The sequence below is a fragment of the Rhizobium sp. BK060 genome, assembly GCF_014193145.1.
In the GTDB taxonomy this organism is placed as follows: Bacteria; Pseudomonadota; Alphaproteobacteria; order Rhizobiales; family Rhizobiaceae; genus Rhizobium.
The window spans coordinates 1-19,385 of record NZ_JACHYW010000027.1 but is presented as its reverse complement, the minus strand read 5'-3'; the positions used below and the strand labels follow the sequence as shown (position 1 = coordinate 19,385).

Below are 19,385 nucleotides of genomic sequence, written 5' to 3'. Positions count from 1 at the left end.
GGCGATATTGGCCAGAATGACGGTTAGCGTAAAGATCATGCCAAATGCGCTGAAGAGACCCCATGTTACGGTGCTAGCCTATGACGGGCTGTGCACCTTCGAATTTGGAATTGCCTACGAGGTCTTTGGCCTGTCGCGTCCGGAAATGGGCGAGGGCTGGTATCGCTATTCGGTCTGCGGGATAGAGCCCGGTCCGCTTCGTGCGGCAGGCGGGTTGACGGTTTCCGTCGATCATGGGTTGGAGGTGCTTGAGGAGGCGGACCTGATCGTCGTGCCTGGCTGGCGCGCGATCGATGCAGAGGTTCCGGAAGTGGTCATCGATGCTTTGTGCTTAGCCCATCAGCGTGGTGCGCGGATCATGTCCCTCTGCTCAGGTGTTGCGGTGCTTGCCGCCACCGGGTTGCTTCGCCATCGGCGAGCAACCACGCATTGGCGATACGTCGCTTCCGTCTCGGAACGCTATCCCGACATCAGCTTCGATGCCGATGTGCTTTACATCGACGATGGCAGTATCCTGACGGCGGCCGGCAGCGCCGCCGGTATTGATCTCTGTCTGCATGTGGTTCGTGGTGATTTCGGTGCGGAGGCTGCCAACAGCGTGGCACGGCGCCTGGTGCTGCCGCCACATCGCGAAGGCGGGCAGGCACAGTTCATCCAGGCGCCAGTACCGCAACAGCGCGAGGGCATCAGGCTCGGCCCGCTGATCGACTGGATGCGGCAGCAGCTGGATGAGGAGCAGCCGATCAGCCTGCTTGCCGCGAAGGCCGGGATGAGCCAGCGGACCTTTCAGCGCCGGTTCGAAAGCACGACCGGGCTCAGCGTCGGTGAATGGTTGCTCAAGGAGCGGCTCCGCTATGCGCGCGAGCTTCTCGAGCGACAGATTGGTGCAACCCTCGATGACGTTGCCGTTGCCAGTGGGTTCGGAACGCTGGCAACGATGCGGCATCACTTCCGCAAGCGGCTGGGGACGAGCCCCGGAGCATATCGGAAGACATTTGCGGCTGGCAGTTGAGGTGGGAAATTGGTCTTTCTGGCTCCCCACGCTTCTCTGACAGCGCAATAGGAGAGGGATTCAGCAAGCAAAACGCCGCGGAGATATTTCCGCGGCGTTCGTCTTTAACCTACTCTGCTGCCTGGCGAGCCATCGGGTTGTTCGGATGGGTCGTCCAGTTCGCATAGTTCGGATCGACGATCTTGCCAGTGCGTTTGTCGAGATCGCCGACTGGCAACTGTTCCATGGTGATGCAGTTCTCGACCGGACAGACGTTGACGCAGAGATTGCAGCCGACGCATTCCTCTTCCATCACCTCGAAGTGCCTGACGCCATTGACGAACTGGGTGATCGCCTGATGTGAGGTGTCCTCGCAGGCGATGTGACAGCGGCCGCACTTGATGCAGGCGTCTTGGTCGATCTTCGCCTTGGCGATGTAGTTGAGGTTGAGATACTGCCAGTCGGAGACGTTGGGAACGGCGCGACCGGTGATATCGTCGAGGTTCCGGTGACCCTTGGCGTCCATCCAGTCGGAGAGGCCTGTGATCATCTCCTGCACGATCTTGAAGCCGTAGGTCATCGCCGCCGTGCAGACTTGCACGTTGCCAGCGCCAAGCACGAGGAATTCCGCTGCGTCGCGCCATGTGGTGACGCCGCCGATGCCCGAGATCGGCAAGCCGTAGGTCTCCGGATCGCGGGCGATCTCGGCGACCATGTTGAGCGCGATCGGCTTCACCGCCGGGCCGCAATAGCCGCCGTGGCTGCCGCGTCCGTCAATGGACGGCTCCGGAGAGAAGGTGTCGAGGTTGACCGCGGTGATCGAGTTGATCGTGTTGATCAGCGATACCGCATCGGTGCCGCCGGCCTTGGCAGCCCGCGCAGGCTTGCGGATATCGGTGATGTTGGGCGTCAGCTTGGTGATGACGGGCATACGCGTGTATTGCTTGCACCAGCGCACCACCATTTCGATATATTCCGGCACCTGTCCGACCGCGGAGCCCATGCCGCGTTCCGACATGCCGTGCGGACAGCCGAAGTTGAGCTCGATGCCGTCAGCGCCGGTTTCCTCGACCAGCGGCAGAATCGCCTTCCAGGCATTTTCCTCGCAGGGAACCATGATCGAAGCGATCAGTGCGCGGTCCGGCCAGTTCATCTTCACCTGCTTCATTTCGCGCAGGTTGGTGTAGAGGTCGCGATCGGTGATGAGCTCGATGTTGTTCAAGCCCAGCAGCCGGCGGTCGGCGCCCCAGATCGCGCCGTAGCGCGGGCCGTTGACGTTGACAACAGGCGGGCCTTCCTCGCCGAGGGTCTTCCAGACGACGCCGCCCCAGCCGGCCTTGAAGGCGCGCTCGACATTGTAAGCCTTGTCGGTCGGCGGTGCGGAGGCCAGCCAGAACGGGTTGGGCGACTTGATGCCGACGAAATTATTGCGGAGATCAGCCATTGTTCATTCTCCCCTTCAAGCGACGGCAACGGCCGGCTGCGCGCCGACAGCAAGCACGCGGTTGATGGATTCAGCGGCATCGCGGCCTTGCGCGACGGCCGAGACGGTCAGGTCGTCACCGCCGAAGACGCAATCGCCGCCTGCCCACACGCCATCCAGTGAGGTCTTGCCTTCCGCGTCGATGGCGATGCGCCCGGACTCCATGCGCAGCGCGCCGAGGCCGGAAGCGTCGAAGGTCTGGCCGATCGCCTTGAAGATCTGATCAGCGGCAATGACGCCGGTCTCGCCCGTTGTCGACAAGCGGCCATCGATCAGCTTGGTGTATTCCACCTCGATCGCGGCAACCTTGCCATCCTGTGCGAGAATGGATTTCGGCGCCAGCCAGTGGCGGATGATGACGCCCTTGGAGGTAGCGAGATCCTGTTCGAATTCCGAGGCGTTCATGTGCTCCTTGCCGCGGCGATAACAGATCGTCACTTCCTCGGCGCCGAGGAGCTTTGCCTGCACGGCGGCATCGATTGCCGTCATGCCGCCGCCGAGAACGACGACGCGGCGGCCGATCGCAACGTCACCCTTGTCTGCGGCCTGGCGCAGGCCGGCGATGAAATCGACGGCGTCATCGACGCCTGGCAGGTTTTCACCATCGACACGCAACGCATTGACGCCGGCAAGGCCGATGCCGAGGAAAACGGCGTCATACTGCGATTGCAGATCGGCGAGAGAGAAATCGCGGCCGAGCTGCTGGTCGTGGCGGACGTCGATGCCGCCGATCGCCAGAACGTAGTCCACTTCCCGTTGCGCGAAGTCGTCGACCGTCTTGTAGGTGGCGATGCCATATTCGTTGAGGCCGCCGGATTTCGGCCTGGCGTCGTAGATCACGACATCATGGCCCTTCACGGCAAGGCGATGGGCAGCAGCAAGGCCGGCGGGGCCCGCGCCGATGACGGCAATCTTCTTTCCGCTCGAGGGAGCACGGCTGTAAAATTGCTTGTCCGCCTGCATGGCCGTGTCGGTGGCAAAGCGCTGCAGGCGGCCGATTTCGACGGGACGCTCTTCCGCTGTGTTGCGCACGCAGGCCTGCTCGCACAACTCTTCGGTGGGACAGACGCGAGCGCACATGCCGCCCAGAATGTTCTGGTCGAAGATCGTCTTGGCTGATCCGAGCGGGTTGCCGGTGGCGATCTGCCGGATGAAGAGCGGAATGTCGATGGAGGTGGGACAGGCCGTCATGCACGGCGCGTCGTAGCAGAAATAACAGCGGTCGGCGGCAACCAGCGCCTCGTGCTTGTCGAGGCGCGGATGAAGATCGGAGAAGTTCGACTCGTACTCGGCGGGCGAAAGCCGGCCTGCACGAATCCCAGTTCCCAGTCGTTCCATTGAAGTTCCCTCATTATTGGTAAACGGCCAGTGAGGGAAAGCGTAACTCAGGTTCAAAAATTTATCAAACGGTAAAATTATTGCTTCGCATACTTGTTATCCTATTGTTTTTATATGGCTATTTTCCCCACTTTGGAGTGCCGTCCGTCCTCGATCGTGTCCTGCAAATAAAAAAATGAAAAAATCGACTTTTTCTCGTCCGTTCGGGGAACCATTCGGATACTTGCCCGTTACTGCGGTATCCGAACGATGACCGCATCGACCCAACATGCGCGCCCCCAACCCATCGTTCGGACGTACTCACGGTCCCCTCCCGGTGAGTGAAAGAACAGCCGGTGCGCCGCCCTCGCACTGGCTGTTCCTCGTTTAGTGCATGGCTGCCTGCCGAGGAGGACGCCGGAGAATCTCGAACTCGGCGTCGGGAATGACCAGATGATATTCGATCCGGCCTGGTACCAGCGTGAGTTCGGCCTTGCCGTTTACGGAGGAGGGGACGACCCGCTCGAGCACCGTCTTACCGAAGCTGTTTTCGCTGAATTCATGAATCTCTGTCGGATCGCACAGCGTCTCCGCCCATGAAACCTCGATTGCCTTTCGCCCGGCGGAGGCGACTTCCTGGCAGCTCAAGGTGACAGCAGGTTTGCTGCCGGCGATCGCTCCATAGGAGGCCGAATTGACGATCAATTCGTGCAGTGCCAGGCCGACATGCACGGCGGCATTGGGTGTCAGGTGGACGTTTATCCCGGAGATCGGCAGCGGCCCTGCGGTCTCAGGCCAATAGGGGGCGAACTGCTTTTCAGCGAGTTCGAACAGGAAGGCGCCGCGCCAACTGGAGTCGGTAATCAAGTCCTGCGAATTCGACAGTGATTGCAATCGCCCGCGGAATTTCGCCAGGAAGCTATCCAGCGATATGGTGTTGCGGGCCGTTTGTGTGGCGATGCCCTGAATAATGGCCAGGAGGTTCTTCGAGCGGTGCGATAGCTCGCGAAGAAGGGACTTCAGCACTTTTTCGCGATGCCGCGCCTCCGTCACCTCGGATATGACGGTAAGGATGCCCATGGCGTGATCCGTGCCAACGCGCTGAATCTTCAGTTCGTACGTGCGCATTTCCCCGTCGATCGAAATGTCGGCCTCGGTTGTCGTCTGCTTCCCGGTTTCGAATACCTGCTGCTTGAGCTTCTCCAGATTGCGCCCATGTGTCTCGCCGAAGAGATCGGCGTCAGTTCCGCCCGGTATTGCAAGCGGCTGAAAATATGGAGGAAGGTTATCGGCATAGGTGATCGACAGGCCAGGATCTTGGTAGATCACTGAAATCCCGGCACTTGCGAGCGAGCGTTGCAGTAGAAGCACTCTGCCTTCCAGCGCGAAGGGCATGCCGGGCACCGGTTCATTCCTGTTCACCTAGTCGCCTTTCCCATTTTGATCCTTCCTCACGGCGGAGGAGGGTGCCCATTGATCGGGAAACTTATCCTAGAAGAAAGCGCTAAAAAAAAACTTTAAGGCCGGAAAAGCGTTCCAGATTCTCCGAAAACGCGTTTCCGTTCTCTTTGTTCCTCGAGTCGCCATTTCCTCAGGCGGCGGCCTTGGTGGATTGGTTGAAGAAAAGTGCCTGACTGATCAATGCTTTGACCATGTCCGGATTGAACGGCTTTGTGACCAGGAACGTCGGCTCCGGCCGTTCGCCCGTCAGCAGTCGCTCCGGAAAGGCGGTGATAAAGATCACTGGCACGCTCGCGGTCTTGAGAATGTCGTTGACCGCATCGATGCCGGAGCTGCCGTCGGCAAGCTGGATATCTGCCAGAACCATGCCCGGCCGTGTTCTGTTATAAAGCGCAACCGCTTCGGCATGCGTGCGGGCGATGCCGGTAACACGGTGGCCGAGGCTTTCCACCATTTGTTCGATGTCCATCGCGATCAGCGGCTCGTCCTCGATGATCATGACATCAGTGGCAACCTGTCGAGAGATCTCGCGCGATGCGTTGTCGAGCAGGCTGACGACTTCGTCTTCTTCCACGCCCAGAATCTCCGCAATTTCTCCAACCCGAAAGTTCTCGACGGAGGCGAGGATAAAGGCCTGGCGGGCGAGCGGCGAAACCTTGGCGAGGTTCAGCGTTGCGCGCTGCTCCCACGCGTAAGGCGAGGCAGGTTCAGGAATCTGGACCGTTACGGAACCAAACAGCGAGGTGAAAAGTTTGTACAATGCAACGCGGTCATCCGCGGTATCCGGGAAAATGGATATATCGGTAATGATCGCCTCAAGTACGGCGGCTACGTACGCGTCGCCTGACGTCTGCGTTCCAGTAAGCGCGCGGGAATAACGACGCAGATAAGGAAGGTGCGGCGCAATTCGAGTCGAAAGTGTCATTTATAGCTCCCAACAGGCCGGTAAGGGGCCTCAATGGCGATTAAAACGCGACGGACTGTAAAAATGTTCCTGAGATATAGGAACTTTTTTTTCTCAGCAGCATTATCGTGCCTACAAACAGAGGGCTCATCGCATTTGTTTCATGACACGCGACGGGATATTCGCCAATCAGCCGGCCCAAGCGGCTGATGTAGTTAAGACGAACTTAATCATGGCGGCGTGGCAGAACGGGCGGATAACAAGTAAAGTGACGATTGATGACGACACGGAAGAATGAAAAAGATCGGCAGCGGCTGGAAATGCGCGCAAGCGATATCCTCGACCCGAACAGCCAGATCGGGGTGAAGTTGCGATCGCTTTATGCTGCCGTGCAGGACGAGGCAATTCCGGAGCGCTTTCTCGATTTGCTCGAGAAGCTTGACCAGGCTGAGCTGGTCGCTTCGGCCAAGGCCGCGAAGTAAGGTGGCTCCATGGAAAAGCAGCAGCCAAGCTTCAAGCGCGAGCTCCTTGCGTCGCTCCCGAGTCTTCGAGCCTTTGCCATTTCGCTGATTGGACGTCACGATAGGGCGGATGATCTGGTTCAGGACACCATCATGAAGGCCTGGGCAAAGCAGGACCATTTCGAGATGGGCACCAACATGAAGGCCTGGCTCTTCACGATCCTGCGCAATGAGCTTTACAGCCAGATGCGCAAGAGCGGACGCGAGATTCAAGATAGCGATGGTTTGTTCACTGAGTCGATGGCGATGCACCCGGCGCAGTACGGGGCACTCGATCTTCAGGATTTTAAGAAAGCGCTCGATCAGTTGCCCCCGGATCAGCGTGAAGCGATCATTCTGGTCGGTGCGTCGGGGTTCTCCTACGAAGAAGCCGCGGAAATCTGCGGATGTGCCGTCGGCACGATCAAGAGCCGCGTAAACCGCGCTCGCCAGCGCCTGCAGGAGCTCCTTCAGATTTCGGGCGAGGCGGATTTCGGACCTGACGCGACATCGTCGCCGCTTACGTCCAAAGCTTTTGCCTTTTGACACTTGACCAGATACCGAGAAAGAGGCCGGCTGCCTCGAGGCGCCGGCCTTACTGGTGTCGCGCCGTAGCAGAAGAGTTATCTAAGTGTCAGTCGTCTCGCTTGGAGCCCATGAGATTAGCCATGACGATCGCTGCGAGAACCCCGGCCGTCAATAGGGGCTGAGCCCGGACGAGGCCAATGCCCACTGCGGCAAGCGATTCCAACGCCTGCTTGCGTTCCTTGGCGCGACGCGCCTCCTGCGCATTGATCACCATCATGATGATGAGAACGACGACGGCGATCAGCAGCGCAGCGGCAGCCAGGAATAGCGCCGCGCCTATGGGCCCATAAATGCCTGAGAGCCATATCGCGCCAGCGACCACCGCGAGCGTATAGGCGGTCAACAAGAGTACGACGGCAATCGCAATGTAAATACCGTTGCGCTTCGTCCGCGCAACGGTTCGGTGAACACTCGTGCCTACCAGCAGGCTGAGAAGCGGGAAGAGCATCTCGCCTCCTTAACGGCGAGCGAGGAGGGCGAGGACGAGCCCGAAGGCTGCCGCCGCGCCGATGGTGGCTACGGGGTGCCGGCGTACCGTGTTGCGCACTTCCTGCGCGCCGCGAAGGTAGCCCTCCTGCAATTCGTGGATCAGGTCTTCGCTGCGTGACAGTAGATCGTCGTAGCTGGTTGCTGCCTGATAGCGAAGTCGATCACCAGACTTCCGCGACTGCTTTCCAGCGATCTTCGTCAGGGCCGCGATGTCATCGCGAAGAGCCTCGATCTGTTCTTCGATGGTGGATTCAATGTTGTGAAGCGCGCCGCCATTGCGCCGGCTGCGAATGGGGTGGAGGAGCGAAGAGGCCACGATTTTCTCCATCTGTAAGGCGCGCTTTGACGCGGCCTGGTTCAACACAGGGCCGTCGCCGAAGTTTGCATGAAGATTGTCCCCCGGCAATGACCTACATGATCAGTTGCTTAACGCGGTCGACCTTCAAAAGTTCCGCTACGCTGGATTGTATCAGGCCTGAACTGCACTATGAGCAAGCACGAAGGGTGTGCCGTCTGCTGGAACCTGATTGATCCGCAGGGCACAGCCAAAGACGGAGCCCATGGTCTCATCTGTCAGTACGTCGCGAACGCTGCCTCTCGCAACCACTTGCCCGGATTTCATGAGGATGATCTGGTCGGCGAAGAGCGCGGTCAGGTTGAGATCGTGCATGACGGCGATGACACCGCCACCGGCTTCGCAGAATTTGCGCGCCAGCGTCATGATGGTCAGCTGATGGCTGATGTCGAGGCTCGACACCGGCTCGTCGAGCAGGAGCCAGCACGGCTTTTCGTCGACGACGGGCTCAGTGATCTGGCAGAGAACGCGGGCGAGCTGCACGCGCTGCTGCTCACCGCCGGACAGCTCCTGATAAAAACGTCCTTCGAAGCCCCCGAGATCGACAGCGGCCAGTGCGTTCGCCGCAGCCTGCTCGGCTTTCTCAGGGTTGCGATTGACACCGGTGGTCAAGCCCATCCGCACCACTTCGCGTACCGTGAACGGGAAGGAGATCGAGTTTGCCTGCGGCAGCACGCCACGCATCGTCGCCAACTGCCATGGCTGCAGCGCGCTCACATCCTGCCCGTTGAGGCGAATGGAGCCCGCATAGGGGAGTTCGCCAGAGACGGCCTTCATCGTCGTCGTCTTGCCTGACCCGTTCGGACCGGCGATCGCCGTCAACTGGCCAGCCTGCGCGGTGAAGCCGAGCTCGCTAACAATGGTCTTGCCGGAAAGGCGTACGGAAGCGCCGGATACTTCGATCATTGCTTGATACTCAAAGGGCAAGGCGTGCACGATGCCGCAACAGAATCCAAAGGAAGAACGGGCCGCCGACAGCGGCCGTAATAATGCCGATCGGCAGTTCGGCCGGCGCGACGATCGTCCTGGCAAGGACATCGGCGAAAATCAGCAGCGAGCCGCCGAGAAGCGCGGAGGCGGGCAGCAGGAAGCGATGATCGGGGCCGATCGACATGCGCAGCACGTGGGGAACCACGATGCCGACGAAACCGATGCCGCCGCTGACGGCGACCGAAGCACCCGTCGCTGCGGCGACGCTGAGGATGGCAATGTTCTTCAACCGCTGTACGGGGATGCCCATATGGAACGCCGTCGCTTCACCGAGCGTCATGGCATTGAGGCCGCGGGTCATGAACGGCATGGCGGCAAAAGAGAGAAGAATGATCGGGGCGGCGGTGGCAATCTTTGCCCATGTCGCTCCGGCAAGCGATCCCATGCCCCAGAAAGTGAGGTCGCGCAGCTGCTGATCGTTAGCCATGTAGATCAGCAGCCCGGTGAGCGCGCCGGCAAGCGAGCCGAGCGCGATGCCGGCAAGCAGCATCGTGGCAACCGAGGTCTGGCCGTTGCCGGTCGCAATCCGGTAGAGTAGCCACGTGCTGGCAAGGCCGCCGCAGAAGGCTGCGAGCGGCAGCGCATAGATGCCAAGCAGAGCGTAGAGCGGCGCGGCAAAGGTGCTGGCGAGCACGATGATCACCACTGCACCGAGGCTCGCACCCGAGGAGACGCCGACAAGGCCCGGATCCGCGAGCGGATTGCGGAACAGGCCCTGCATGACGGCTCCCGAGACGGCAAGCGAACCGCCAACCAGGAAGCCCAGGATCGCGCGAGGCATGCGGATATCGACGATGATGATCCGGTCGCGCGCATTCAGCGCCTCATCCGACCCCGCCATGTTGGCAATCACGTCGAGGAACGAAGCGTTAGAAGCGCCCGTTGTCACCGAAAACAACAGGGACAGGACGGAGCCGACCGCAAGCAGAGCGATCGCCAGCAGAGCGAGGCGGCTCCGGTCACCGGCCCTGTGAAGCTCCCGGAGACCTGTCAGCGAAAACATGGCGCGTTTCTGTCCCATGGCGTCTTGCAGGGCCATCATCAGCTTCCGTAGATCGCCGCGTTCAATTCACGGACGGCGCTCGCGGTGCGGGGGCCGAAACCGAGCAGGTGCAGGCCGTCCATGCGGATGATCGCCTTGTTCTGTGCCGCGGGTGTCAAGGCCAGTGCGGGCTGCTTGAGAAGATCTTCATTCTTCGTGGCCGAGCCGTCGCCGCGGTTCATCATCAAGATCACGTCGGGCTTGGCTTCCACGATCGCTTCGTCGGTCAGCGGCTTGTAGCCGGGGAAGTTGCCCACTGCATTGACGGAGCCCGACAGCTTGATGATGCCGTCGGCCGCCGTGCCGGTTCCGGAGGCCATGATCTTGCCGCCCTGCATGCTGAGAATGAAGAGTACGCGCTTGCGCTTGCCTTCGGGGCGCTTCTCAGCGTCGGCGATCGCCGCGTCGAGGTCCGCGCCGACCTTTTCTTCCAATGCCTTTGCCTTGTCGGGCTGACCGAGGAGATCGCCGACCCGGTCGATCTTCGCGAGGATGCCTTCGCGCGTATAGGCGTTAGGCACGGTCTCGAAAGGGACGCTCGCGCTCTTCAGCACGTTCAGCGCTTCCGGCGGTCCGGATCCCTCGATGGCGATGATCGCCGTCGGGTTCATCGCAAGGATACCTTCCGGCGACAGGGCGCGCATGTAGCCGACATCGGGCAGCTTCATTGCCGCTTGGGGATACATGCTTGTCGTGTCGCGCGCGATCAGCCGGTCCTGCTCACCAAGCGCATAGATGATCTCAGTCACGTCGCCGCCGACGGATACGAGGCGCGTCGTATCCAGTTTCTCGGCCGCCAGGGCATCCGAGACAGGAGCCAGCGACAGCGCAATAGCCGCCGCCGAAAACGCCAGTGCCCAAAGCCAGTTGTGGCGCGGTTCCTTACGCATCGTCATCCCTTTCTCAAGCTGCGACGCTGGTTCCTGCGCGCGGCAGGTTTTCCATGATCGAGCGCCAGTCGTCGCGCTCATCGGTGCCTTCCTTGCGCTTGCCGAAGAACTGGATGATCATTTCTCCCTCGACATTATAGGCCTCGAGCGACGTCACATGGCCGTCCTTTGTCGGCTTGCGTACGGCCCAGGTCTCGGCAATGTGATCCCGCCGAAGGTGCAGGTGGAAGGTCGGGTCGAGAACGTTGATCCAGGGACCCATCGGCTGCACGTTGAAGATCGGGCCGGAATGGATCTGCACGATGCCGTTGTTGGCGACGAAGCACATGATCGGCAGGCCTGCCTTGACCGAAGCATGCATCATCTCTGCCGTCGCCGTGTTGTCGAGCTGCCAGGCATAGTCGTCGCCAACGGTACGCACGGCGGCCTGGCGGCCGATCTTCAGCTTGCGCAGCATGCCGAAGAACTCATGTGTGTCGGTGAGCTTGCTCCAGTGCTTGCGCAGCTCGTCGCGCGAGACCTCACCGCTCTCGTCCGTCGACGACGGCGCCAGACCGGCGACGAATTCCTGCGACTGATCCTCAAGCTTCAGATCCCGGACGATGGCGTGATAGGCCTCGACATTCGAGTTCGGGCGAAGATGTACCTTGTGAACTGCGTTCCCGGCTCTGTCGAAGTACTGCAGGCTGAGACGCTCCTGGTCGCCATCCTTCTTGGAAACGGCAAAGCCGTGCGCCCAGCGATTGGGGAAAATGCGCAGGTCGATGTTTTCCCCAAGCACGATCGAAGCGTGCGGTCCGGCGGTGATGTTCTCGTAGACGCCGATCTTCTCGTGAACGGCACTTTCGTTGCGGGAAAGGGCCATGACTTCGCCGAGTTCAGCGACCCGCTCCAGAAGCTTCAAGGCGCTGCCGTCGATGCGGGTTGCGCTGATGCCAACCTCGGCCGCGACGAGTGCAGCTTCCGAAATCTGAAGCTGAGCAGCGATATCGCGCTCACGCATCTTCGGATTTTCTGTGCGAAATGCGCGAATGTCGGCGGGAGACGGTTTCGTGGTTTCAGTCATGTCCTAGCCCTACTTATTGAGAATGAGTTTGCCCTGACGGGTGATTTTCATGCGGTAGACCACGCCGTCGTGACGGATCATGATCTCGCTCGCTCCGCGAAAAATGTCTGCACTTTCCAGAACGCGCATTTCTGCCGTTGGTTCGCGCTGCTGCGACGCGTGACTAAAGCTACCTGGCTTCTCAACCATTTTTTCGGTCGGTTATTTCGCTCGATCCGCGGCGCCCAGCGCCGGGAAAATCCATAATTATCTTGACTTTCATAGTCATCATTTTTTAATGACGCAATAGCGGAGTTTATAAGTCAAGTTTTAGTGTCTACTGATGGAAGGACTGGCAGTGAGCAAGGTTGCAGCGCTTTTGACAAGCGGTCTGATCGCGGTTGCAAGTGCATCGCAGGTTTTTGCTCAGGATGCTGCAGCGGCCTCGCCGGCCAAGGGCCTTGAGGTCGAGCTGAACGGCCTCGTGGCGTCGCAGAAGGGCTGCATGATGACCTTCGTTGCGCTCAACAATCTCGCGGCGCCGATCAACAAGATCTCTTTCGAGCTTGCTTTCTTCAACGACAGGAATGCGGTCGACCGGGTCACCGTGTTGGACTTCCGCGATCTGCCGCAAGGTAAGAAGCGCGTGCGCCAGTTCGATATGCCGAACGTCAAGTGCGAGAGCGTGACGCGCCTGTTGATCAACGATGCGCCGGTCTGCGATGGGCCGGCTGCGGGCGAATGCATGAAGGGTCTTGTCACCCGTTCACAGGTTTCCGTTCCCTTCGAGGGTTGAGTGGTTCGCCGGCATGACAGCCGGCGGTTTTCTGTTTCAACTGGCCGAGGCAGGCGCAAATGGCAGTTTCAGCAAAATCCAAATCGAGAATCATTCTCGTTGAGGAACCGGTCGCTGAGGGCGGAATGAACGACAACAATCCCGGCATGCATCCCGGGCATGAATTGTCTGATCTTCGCAATGTGCCACGTCAGCCTGCCGCAGAAGTCTCCATTCACTACGCCCGCCTGGCATTGATTGAATCCTTCCCGCAGGATCCGCAGAGTGCGAGCAACACCATCGTTGCCGCGCCATCGATGGATGCGACCGTCGAAAAGGAAGAGAGCGCAAAACCACGTCAGCGCGATGTGGTGATGGCTTGTCTCAGCTCTTTCGCTTGCCATGCGGCTGTCATTGCAATCCTGACCGTCGGGTTCGTGGTCACGCCACACGATCCAGTCGAAGAGGCTGGCGAGGTGGTGAGCGTCATCATCCTTGGCGATTCGGAGGCGGATCAGGCGGCAGCAGGCGAGAAAGCTGAGGAGCCTCAGCCCGAGCAGATCGTGGCCGAGACCGTGCAGACCCAAACTATACGGCCGACGGCAGTAACGCCGACGCAGACAGAGCCAACGGAACCGGTGACTGTTGCGCCCACGCAAGAGGTGACGCGCGTTTCCCCGGAGAATGTGGTCGCTGTGGAGCCCGAGGTTCTGACCTCTCTGTCGCCTGCGGAGACGTCCGTCGTGCAGCCGATGGCGACGCAAGTGCCGGCCGAGGTTCTTGCGGAGACGCCTCCCGTCGCCCAGGCGGCGCCGGAAGAGGTGAAGCCGGTCCAGCCGATGGAAACGGCGACGCTCGCTCCCGAACCGGATAAGCCCACACCTGACCCTAAGCCGAAGGCTGAAAAGCCAGCTACACAACCCGCCGAGAAGAAGGAGCAGCCGAAGAAGGCCAAACCATCTGCGGGGTCCGGCGGCGAAAACAAGCAGGATTCCAAGAAGGGATCGGCCGAGGGGACCGAGACAGCAACATCGAGCCAAAATTCGCGTGGCTCCGGTAGCAGCGGCGGTGCCGGGAGCGCAGCCGTTGCCAACTATCCCGGCAAGGTGCAGGCACGGATCCGTCGCTCTGTCAGGGTGCCGTCGGAGTACAAGCGTATGAGCGCGTCCATGAGTGTTCGCGTTCGCCTCACAATTGGAGCCAGCGGCGATCTGAACGGTCTTTCGATCGCGCGCAGTTCAGGTATTCCCGAGCTGGATCAGGCTGTTGTCGACGGTATTCGCCGAGCGGCGCCGTTCCCTTCGCTCCCCACCGAGTGGGGTAAGCCGGTCTGGTCTTTCAGTCAGGATGTTCAGGTGACGGGTCGCTGACAAAATATGACTTATACAATCAACTTTATACTTTACTCTAAAAATCAAGTTTAATAAGGTCCCCCGGCACACGCAGGAATCGTGTGACGATCAACGAGCGAACGGGTGGGCAATGGCTCGAAAGACGAAGAAGGGTTCCAACCGCGAGATCCGCGTCCTCGCTGGTATCGAGACGGTTCAGGAAGCGCCCGGGCGGTCCAAACTTGATGGACGCAGTTTCCTGTATGTCGGCGGACGGGATTGCCAGGTGGCGCATCTTCGCCAGATCGCAAGCAACTTTGGGGCAGAGCTGATCCACCACGACGGCGGCTTGCGCGAGGCGGTCTCCCGCATCGATACCGTGCTTCCCTCGGTCGACTGCGTTTTCTGCCCGATCGACTGTATCAGCCACGATGCCTGCCTGCGCGTGAAGACCGGCTGCAAGAAATTCGGCAAGGCCTTCATCCCGCTTAGAAACGGCAGCAAGTCCAGTTTGGAACGTGCGCTACAGACAATGAACGAACGAGACAATTCCCGATGAACGAAGAACGCCCCGACGGGGTCATGATGATCGGCCTGCACAAGCTTGCCGCTCAAAGAGGTGACGGCCTTGTGCCGGAGCTTTACGATCTGCTGCTGCGGAATGCCGAGCGGCGTAGAGACTATCCCAACGTGTCGGAGTTTCCCCTGTGGGAGACACGGATGCCCGGGCAGCAGCCCGAAAGGCCGCTTGGTTTGGAGGCGGCAAACGGCAATAATGTTGTGGCCTTCGCGCCGGCGCGCGCCAGTGTGAAAAACAAAGCGTAGGGATCATTCCATGTATATTGCGATGAACCGCTTCAAGGTTGCGATCGGATCCGAGGCGGACTTCGAGGAAGTCTGGCGCAATCGCGATTCCAGCCTCTCGCAGGTTCCCGGCTTCGTCGAGTTCCGCCTGCTGCGGGGCAAGACGAATACGCAGGAGGAATACACGCTGTTTTCCTCGCATACGCTCTGGCAGAGCGAGGAAGACTTCGTGAACTGGACGAAGTCCGAAAACTTCCGCGCCGCGCACCGCAGTGCCGGTGAACGCAAGGCCATGTACAAGGGGCCGCCGGTTTTCGAAGGTTTCAACGTGGTGCACGGCATCTGAACGGCCGAGGTCGATCCTGATCGAGTTGAAATCCTGCCCGTTCTGCCATCGCTTGATCTCGATGAGACACTGGCCTTTTATCGCGACGAGCTTGGCTTCAACCGGACCATCCACCCGTCTCCAGCCTATCTGATCCTGCGCAGGAACGAAATGGAGTTGCATTTCTGGCTGGCGCGCGACGAAGCGCTATGCGAGGCGACGCCCGTCTACCTGCGTGGCGGTCGGATAGCCGCGCTCCATGCGAAATATCAAGGGAAGCGCGTGGCGCATCTGGCCCGCTTGAGGGACGGCCGTGGGGCATGGAAGAATCCTATATCCACGATCGGCACGGCAACCTGTTGCGGTTTGGGCGCATACCCGTCAGCTGATCGATCAGCCCCGGCGAAAGAAGGCGCCCACCGCGATCGCCAGCCAGCCGAACATCATGGCAAATCCGCCCGTGGGCGCCGCCATCGGAAACAAGCCGAAACCCGCATAGCGCAAAGCGACGAGATCGCCGGCAAACAGAAGCGTGCCAGCGCCTATAAGTATGCCGGCAAGCCAGGCGGTCCTTAGTTTCTCGGCGCCGATGGCAAGAGCCAGCAGGGCAGGTGCGTGCGCCAGGCACATTGCCGAAGCCGAAGCAACGAGATGCGCGTCGCCGCCGCCATGCGCCGCGGCTGCGGACAGCGCCACGCCAGCAAAACCGAACAGGCCGGCGAACAGATAAAATAGCGGCGCGATACGCGTGTTCAGCGTCATGGTTGTTCCTATTCCTTGTTCTGCATGTGATATGCGAGCCGTTCGATGGGCGGCAGGATGATCTCGCGCAGCTTCGGATTGGCAATGGTTTCTTCAAGCGCGCGACGAAAGCAGTGCAGCCACTCATCGCGTTCCACGGGGCCGATCTCGGCAACGAAATGGCGGCTTCTGAGTCGCGGATGGCCGCGTTTGTCCGTGTAGAGCGGCGGGCCGCCGAGATATCCCGTCAGGTATTCGTAGAATTTCACTTCGCTGGCTTCCAGCGTCGGCGGATGGACGGCGCGAACGTGCCTTGCCTCCGGCAGCGTCTCCATCAGCTCATAGAAGCGGTGCGTCAGCGCACGCACGGCCGCGTCGCCGCCAATTGCCTCGTAAAGCGTAATGACTTTTTCCGTCACGGTTCCATTCCTCGAAATCGAACTCTTAATGCACTGCGAGGAAGAGGACTGCAACCGCTCGGATCAGGACGCGGCAATTCGTCCGTCGTCGGCTTGGTGATGACAAATTTCTTGACAAAACCGTCTGGACGGTATCTTTTGTCGATATGTCACTTGCTCATCATCGCCGCAAACAGCCTCTCGTCGTGCGCCAGCAGCTGCTGGACGTGGCCGCTCGGCTGACAATGGAGCAAGGTATGGGTGCCGTGACACTGGATGCAGTGTCCGGCGCATCAGGCGTCAGCAAGGGCGGGCTCTTGCACCATTTCCCGACGAAGAACGCGCTGCTTGATGCCCTCTTCGAGAGTCTTCTGGATCGGTTCGATGCTGATATCGATGAGCGCATGCGCGAGGATCCGGTGCCGCATGGCCGTTTCAGCCGCGCCTATCTTCATGCTGTTGCGGATCTTAGAGACAGTCCCGATGAGTCCGCGCACTGGGCGCAAGTAACGGTTGCGCTGCTCGCCGAGCCGCGGCTTCGGCGCCGCTGGCGCGCATGGGTGCAGGATCGGACGGAGGAATACGTCGGCACGGATTCGTCCATCGATGCGCAGATCGTTCGGTTCGCTGCCGATGGGCTCTGGCTCGCCGACATGCTCGGCAGTCATGATAACGGCGGAAACCGCCAGGCGCTGATCGCCCGTCTTGTCGAATGGACGAACAAGTAGAGTAGGACCCCGCCATGGCTCCAGCTGTTGTTTATGCGCTGCTCGTTGCTGCGATCGCGCTCGAGGTGATCGGCACGACGGCGCTGCAGCTGTCGCAGCAGTTCACCCGCGTCGGACCGACCGTTGTTCTGGTTGTCTGCTACGTGGCGGCATTCTATTGCCTGTCGATGACATTGAAGATCATTCCCGTTGGCATCGCCTATGCGATCTGGAGCGCGCTCGGCATCGTGCTGATTTCCGCCGTCGGCCTCATCTATTTCAAGCAGCGGCTTGATGCGCCGGCGATCATCGGGCTCGGGCTGATCATTGCCGGCGTGCTGGTGGTCAACCTTTTCTCGAAATCCATCTCCCATTGATTTCGCCCACATCCGGGCTTATCTGGCTAACCACCTTCGCCCGCCCCGGACGTCGTCGCGACATTTGACCGCCGCCGCGCGGGCTTGTGAAAAATGCTGCCATATCCATATCTTCTTGAACTTTTCACCGCTTATTCTACGCATTGGACACCCCATGACTGACGGTACCGCTGACGCAGGTCTTTCCGAAAATCCATCCGCAACCGCGGGCCAATCCTTCAACACCGCCGGCATCGCGCCGATGGATCGACCGAGCGCGATCACGCGCTTTTTCATGGGTATCGTCGCATGGGCGGAAAAGCTGAACTTCAGATACGCCAAGCTCGGCAATCCGCCTGTCTACGATGCCGCCACATTTCCCTGGGCCGCCGAAGTGGAGAAGGCGTGGCCGCAGATCCGGTCAGAGCTGGACCGTGTGCTCGTGCGGCAGAGCGAACTGCCGACATTCCAGGACATCTCCACTGACGTGAAGACGATTTCCAGCGATAGCGGCTGGAAGACCTTCTTCCTTGTCGGCTTCGGCGTGAAGTCGGAACAGAACATCAAGGCGTGCCCGCAAACCTGGGAAGCGGTGCAGAAGATTCCAGGATTGAAAACCGCCATGTTCTCGATCTTCGAGCCCGGCAAACATCTGCCGGCTCATCGCGGACCTTATAACGGCGTGCTTCGCCTGCATCTCGGCATGATCGTGCCGGAGCCTGCGGACAAGCTGGCCATCCGGGTCAAGGACCAGATCTGCCACTGGCAGGAGGGTAAGGCTCTGATTTTCGACGATGCTTACGAGCACGAAGCCTGGAACCACACCGAAAAGACGCGTGTCGTGCTGTTTGTTGACTTCGTGAAGCCGTTGAAGTTCCCGGCCCGCGTCGTCAATTGGGCGCTCATGAACCTTGCCGTGTTTACACCCTTCATTCGTGAGGGGCTGGATAACCACAAGGAATGGGAAAAGAAGTTCTATGCAGAAGCGGAAGCGTTCAGAAACAGGCCGCAGAATTGAGCGTTGACCGCAGAACCAATAGATAGCCCCCACGCGCCAGTTGTTTGAGGATTGGTCGAGAACCTGCACGCGCGGTGCGTCGGGTGCAACGATGATGTGGCGGTCATCGATCACAGCGTAGGCCCATTTCGGATTGTCGCGGGAACCGGGGCGACGACGACATCGGCCGGAATGGATTGCCGACGACGTCGGCTGCTGGATCACAACGGGCGCGAGATAGGTGGCGACTTGCGCCGGCGCCCACCACACCGTCAACGGCAGCCCCAACGGGACCCGCCAGCGCTCGACGGCGCTCAGTTGCTATTGGCCGCCATCACCTTGCGTTTCGCTTTGGTGGCCAGATACATGACATAGTTTTCCGCAGCATCCGCGAGATGAAGAGCAATTTCCTCTTCCCGCCATCCCGCCGCTACCGCGCGACGGACAACTTCGGTGATTGCCGTTTTGCAGACGGTTTCGCATTCCCGCGAGCGTCCCAGATCTTCGGCGCTGTAATTCGGAGAATTGATGTTCGTCATGGCAGCAAGGTGCCACAATGCGACGCGTTTTCAACAGGATGCTAATAGAGTGGTTAGCCGGTATGGTTAAGCGCATGGCGCAGCCAAGTGCGTATATCCCAATTAAAGCGGCAGTTTAGCGTCTGATTTTTGTATCGTCGCAAAATCGGAGTCCGGCGGCAACCGGCTCAACGAAGATATCTTCGGCAGGTAGCACCAACTAAAACGGACCATCAGCAAGCGGTTCAAGCGCTTGCTGATGGTCCGATTCTACATGAGGCTGCCCGCGATTGCGGGGCTTTTTGTCTGCTGTCGTTCAGCTTGCCTTTGGCGGCGCGGTGGTCCTGGGTGCGCCGGGATTGTAGCCGCCGCCGATGG

25 protein-coding genes and 1 pseudogene are annotated in these 19,385 nt (G+C 59.9%); 12 read left to right on the top strand and 14 right to left on the bottom strand.

What is annotated here, in order from left to right; all coding sequences use genetic code 11:
* The first annotated feature begins 16 nt into the window (after positions 1–16).
* Positions 17–1,012: a transcriptional regulator FtrA gene (gene ftrA, locus FHT71_RS24595; protein WP_132593483.1), complete on the top strand. Its 996-nt coding sequence runs from the start codon at positions 17–19 to the stop codon at positions 1,010–1,012.
* Between the two features lie 109 nt (positions 1,013–1,121).
* On the opposite strand, the gene preA is transcribed toward ftrA, so the two are convergent.
* The 4 genes from preA to FHT71_RS24575 all read right to left on the bottom strand — a co-directional run bounded on the left by preA (position 1,122) and on the right by FHT71_RS24575 (position 6,177).
* Entirely contained in the window at positions 1,122–2,435 is a 1,314-nt protein-coding gene (gene preA / locus FHT71_RS24590; RefSeq protein WP_007790225.1) for an NAD-dependent dihydropyrimidine dehydrogenase subunit PreA, read from the bottom strand.
* A 15-nt stretch (positions 2,436–2,450) separates the two neighbouring features.
* Positions 2,451–3,812 (bottom strand): NAD(P)-dependent oxidoreductase, encoded by a 1,362-nt coding sequence (locus tag FHT71_RS24585; RefSeq protein WP_132593485.1) that lies wholly within the window; start codon positions 3,810–3,812, stop codon positions 2,451–2,453.
* Between the two features lie 366 nt (positions 3,813–4,178).
* The gene (locus FHT71_RS24580) at positions 4,179–5,186 is read right to left on the bottom strand and encodes a sensor histidine kinase (RefSeq protein ID WP_132593518.1); all 1,008 of its coding nucleotides are present in this window, start codon (positions 5,184–5,186) and stop codon (positions 4,179–4,181) included.
* A 196-nt stretch (positions 5,187–5,382) separates the two neighbouring features.
* Entirely contained in the window at positions 5,383–6,177 is a 795-nt protein-coding gene (locus FHT71_RS24575; protein WP_007790220.1) for a response regulator, read from the bottom strand.
* Positions 6,178–6,476: 299 nt separating this feature from the next.
* Here FHT71_RS24575 and FHT71_RS24570 point away from each other — a divergent pair, with 299 nt between their 5' ends.
* Together FHT71_RS24570 and FHT71_RS24565 are read left to right on the top strand one after the other, a co-directional pair.
* The gene (locus tag FHT71_RS24570; protein WP_224566993.1) at positions 6,477–6,638 is read left to right on the top strand and encodes a NepR family anti-sigma factor; all 162 of its coding nucleotides are present in this window, start codon (positions 6,477–6,479) and stop codon (positions 6,636–6,638) included.
* Positions 6,639–6,647: 9 nt separating this feature from the next.
* Positions 6,648–7,202 carry an RNA polymerase sigma factor gene (locus tag FHT71_RS24565; protein ID WP_007533712.1) on the top strand — a complete coding sequence of 185 codons (555 nt, stop codon included), beginning with the start codon at positions 6,648–6,650 and terminating at the stop codon, positions 7,200–7,202.
* A gap of 88 nt (positions 7,203–7,290) precedes the next feature.
* On the opposite strand, the gene FHT71_RS24560 is transcribed toward FHT71_RS24565, so the two are convergent.
* From FHT71_RS24560 to FHT71_RS24530, 7 genes are all read right to left on the bottom strand, one after another.
* Positions 7,291–7,692 carry a hypothetical protein gene (locus tag FHT71_RS24560; RefSeq protein ID WP_132593487.1) on the bottom strand — a complete coding sequence of 134 codons (402 nt, stop codon included), beginning with the start codon at positions 7,690–7,692 and terminating at the stop codon, positions 7,291–7,293.
* Between the two features lie 9 nt (positions 7,693–7,701).
* Positions 7,702–8,061 (bottom strand): DUF883 family protein, encoded by a 360-nt coding sequence (locus FHT71_RS24555; protein WP_183722415.1) that lies wholly within the window; start codon positions 8,059–8,061, stop codon positions 7,702–7,704.
* 141 nt (positions 8,062–8,202) lie between these two features.
* Positions 8,203–8,994 (bottom strand): heme ABC transporter ATP-binding protein, encoded by a 792-nt coding sequence (locus FHT71_RS24550; RefSeq protein WP_132593489.1) that lies wholly within the window; start codon positions 8,992–8,994, stop codon positions 8,203–8,205.
* Positions 8,995–9,004: 10 nt separating this feature from the next.
* Positions 9,005–10,117: an iron ABC transporter permease gene (locus FHT71_RS24545; RefSeq protein ID WP_132593520.1), complete on the bottom strand. Its 1,113-nt coding sequence runs from the start codon at positions 10,115–10,117 to the stop codon at positions 9,005–9,007.
* Positions 10,118–10,119: 2 nt separating this feature from the next.
* Positions 10,120–11,016: a hemin ABC transporter substrate-binding protein gene (locus FHT71_RS24540; protein ID WP_132593491.1), complete on the bottom strand. Its 897-nt coding sequence runs from the start codon at positions 11,014–11,016 to the stop codon at positions 10,120–10,122.
* Between the two features lie 7 nt (positions 11,017–11,023).
* Positions 11,024–12,076 (bottom strand): ChuX/HutX family heme-like substrate-binding protein, encoded by a 1,053-nt coding sequence (locus FHT71_RS24535; protein WP_183722412.1) that lies wholly within the window; start codon positions 12,074–12,076, stop codon positions 11,024–11,026.
* Positions 12,077–12,085: 9 nt separating this feature from the next.
* The gene (locus tag FHT71_RS24530; RefSeq protein ID WP_132593495.1) at positions 12,086–12,265 is read right to left on the bottom strand and encodes a hemin uptake protein HemP; all 180 of its coding nucleotides are present in this window, start codon (positions 12,263–12,265) and stop codon (positions 12,086–12,088) included.
* 133 nt (positions 12,266–12,398) lie between these two features.
* Here FHT71_RS24530 and FHT71_RS24525 point away from each other — a divergent pair, with 133 nt between their 5' ends.
* From FHT71_RS24525 to FHT71_RS31890, 6 genes and pseudogenes are all read left to right on the top strand, one after another.
* Entirely contained in the window at positions 12,399–12,851 is a 453-nt protein-coding gene (locus tag FHT71_RS24525) for a hypothetical protein (RefSeq protein WP_132593497.1), read from the top strand.
* 59 nt (positions 12,852–12,910) lie between these two features.
* A complete protein-coding gene (locus tag FHT71_RS24520) occupies positions 12,911–14,200 on the top strand; it encodes a TonB family protein (RefSeq protein ID WP_132593499.1) in 1,290 nt (429 codons plus the stop codon).
* 112 nt (positions 14,201–14,312) lie between these two features.
* Entirely contained in the window at positions 14,313–14,720 is a 408-nt protein-coding gene (locus FHT71_RS24515) for a DUF2325 domain-containing protein (RefSeq protein ID WP_183722409.1), read from the top strand.
* On the top strand, positions 14,717–14,986 hold the full coding sequence (locus FHT71_RS24510; protein ID WP_132593503.1) for a hypothetical protein: 270 nt from the start codon (positions 14,717–14,719) through the stop codon (positions 14,984–14,986). Before FHT71_RS24515 ends, FHT71_RS24510 begins: the two co-directional genes overlap by 4 nt.
* A 10-nt stretch (positions 14,987–14,996) precedes the next feature.
* A complete protein-coding gene (locus tag FHT71_RS24505; RefSeq protein WP_183722406.1) occupies positions 14,997–15,311 on the top strand; it encodes an antibiotic biosynthesis monooxygenase in 315 nt (104 codons plus the stop codon).
* A gap of 30 nt (positions 15,312–15,341) precedes the next feature.
* A pseudogene (locus FHT71_RS31890) lies at positions 15,342–15,679 on the top strand (glyoxalase superfamily protein).
* A gap of 4 nt (positions 15,680–15,683) precedes the next feature.
* On the opposite strand, the gene FHT71_RS24500 reads toward FHT71_RS31890, so the two are convergent.
* Positions 15,684–16,052: a DUF423 domain-containing protein gene (locus FHT71_RS24500; RefSeq protein WP_132593507.1), complete on the bottom strand. Its 369-nt coding sequence runs from the start codon at positions 16,050–16,052 to the stop codon at positions 15,684–15,686.
* 8 nt (positions 16,053–16,060) lie between these two features.
* Positions 16,061–16,450, bottom strand: a complete 390-nt coding sequence (locus FHT71_RS24495) for a group II truncated hemoglobin (RefSeq protein ID WP_132593509.1) — start codon at positions 16,448–16,450, stop codon at positions 16,061–16,063.
* A gap of 146 nt (positions 16,451–16,596) precedes the next feature.
* Between FHT71_RS24495 and FHT71_RS24490 the strand changes: the two genes are divergently transcribed.
* From FHT71_RS24490 to FHT71_RS24480, 3 genes are all read left to right on the top strand, one after another.
* Positions 16,597–17,157, top strand: a complete 561-nt coding sequence (locus FHT71_RS24490; protein WP_132593512.1) for a TetR/AcrR family transcriptional regulator — start codon at positions 16,597–16,599, stop codon at positions 17,155–17,157.
* A gap of 14 nt (positions 17,158–17,171) precedes the next feature.
* A complete protein-coding gene (locus FHT71_RS24485) occupies positions 17,172–17,513 on the top strand; it encodes an SMR family transporter (RefSeq protein ID WP_007790183.1) in 342 nt (113 codons plus the stop codon).
* Positions 17,514–17,667: 154 nt separating this feature from the next.
* Positions 17,668–18,510, top strand: coding sequence for an aspartyl/asparaginyl beta-hydroxylase domain-containing protein (locus tag FHT71_RS24480; RefSeq protein WP_007790182.1), 843 nt, complete (start codon positions 17,668–17,670; stop codon positions 18,508–18,510).
* Positions 18,511–18,803: 293 nt separating this feature from the next.
* Here the strand turns inward: FHT71_RS24480 and FHT71_RS24475 are convergent, their stop codons facing one another.
* On the bottom strand, positions 18,804–19,028 hold the full coding sequence (locus FHT71_RS24475; protein ID WP_132593516.1) for a hypothetical protein: 225 nt from the start codon (positions 19,026–19,028) through the stop codon (positions 18,804–18,806).
* Positions 19,029–19,385 lie beyond the last annotated feature (357 nt).